The sequence below is a fragment of the Geobacillus thermopakistaniensis genome (assembly GCF_000498995.1).
Classification (GTDB): Bacteria; Bacillota; Bacilli; order Bacillales; family Anoxybacillaceae; genus Geobacillus; species Geobacillus thermoleovorans.
Window position 1 is genome coordinate 1 of sequence record NZ_AYSF01000083.1, and the last position, 1,432, is coordinate 1,432.

Sequence of the window (1,432 nt, forward strand, 5' to 3'; positions counted from 1 at the left end):
AGAAAAGCGGAAGCGCCGCGTTTGGCTCTCGAAGCCAAATGTTCTTCACCCGCAGGGGTGCTTGCACCCCGAGGGGGAAGGTTATTTGGCAGAAGAGAGCCAGGCGCTGGAGCTAGACATCAGTCGTTATTCAAAGCAAAACGCGCTTCTGTTTCGTTCAGTTTTGAAGGAATGAGAAATTCCTTCAGTTGCTTTGCGTCTGCGTCTACAAGTGAATTCAGAGAAGCTGGATTCCTCGACGCAAACCAGCGAAGAAGCGAATTCAAAGGAGCTACTTTGCATCTGCGTCTTCTAGCAGATTCGAGGAAGCAGGATTCCTCGATGCAAGACTGCAGAGAAGCAAATTCAAGAAGCAGTCTCGTTCCTTGAAAACTAGATAACCGGAAAAGCGGAGGCTCGTAATTTCGCCTAAAGGCAGCCCGCGTCCTGCGGGCAACGGCGAAATATCGCCATCGTGGCGATCGCGATGGGCAAATGTTCTTCGCCTGGAGGGATGTTCACATCCCGAAGGCGAAGGTGATTTGACCCCGAGCGGCGGCGAGCCGAAGCTAGACAGTAAGGAAGAAGCCGAGAGCGCAATAGGTTAAGCTGGAAAGGGCGCACGGTGGATGCCTTGGCACTAGGAGCCGATGAAGGACGGGGCAAACGCCGAAACGCTTCGGGGAGCTGTAAGCAAGCGTTGATCCGGAGATGTCCGAATGGGGGAACCCACTGTCCGTAATGGGGCAGTATCCATGCCTGAATCCATAGGGCATGGAGGGCACACCCGGGGAACTGAAACATCTTAGTACCCGGAGGAGAAGAAAGCAACCGCGATTCCCNGTCCTCTTGGGGTTGTAGGACCGCTCACGATGGGAGTGAGAAAGGGACGGGGTAGACGAACCGGTCTGGAACGGCCGGCCAGAGAAGGTGAGAGCCCTGTAGTCGAAACTTCGTTCCCTCCCGAGCGGATCCTGAGTACGGCGGGACACGAGGAATCCCGTCGGAAGCAGGGAGGACCATCTCCCAAGGCTAAATACTCCCTAGTGACCGATAGTGCACCAGTACCGTGAGGGAAAGGTGAAAAGCACCCCGGGAGGGGAGTGAAAGAGAACCTGAAACCGTGTGCCTACAAGTAGTCAGAGCCCGTTGATGGGTGATGGCGTGCCTTTTGTAGAATGAACCGGCGAGTGACGATGGCGTGCGAGGTTAAGCCGAAGAGGCGGAGCCGCAGCGAAAGCGAGTCTGAACAGGGCGTGTGAGTACGTCGTCGTCGACCCGAAACCAGGTGATCTACCCATGTCCAGGGTGAAGGCCGGGTAACACCGGCTGGAGGCCCGAACCCACGCACGTTGAAAAGTGCGGGGATGAGGTGTGGGTAGGGGTGAAATGCCAATCGAACTTGGAGATAGCTGGTTCTCCCCGAAATAGCTTTAGGGCTAGCCTCGGGTTT

Annotated in this window: 1 rRNA gene (cut by a window edge); it reads left to right on the forward strand. The window is 55.8% G+C overall.

Annotation, left to right across the window (positions count from 1 at the left end):
- The first annotated feature begins 581 nt into the window (after positions 1–581).
- Positions 582–1,432 (forward strand): 23S ribosomal RNA (locus tag T260_RS124130) (it continues 1,856 nt past the right edge of the window).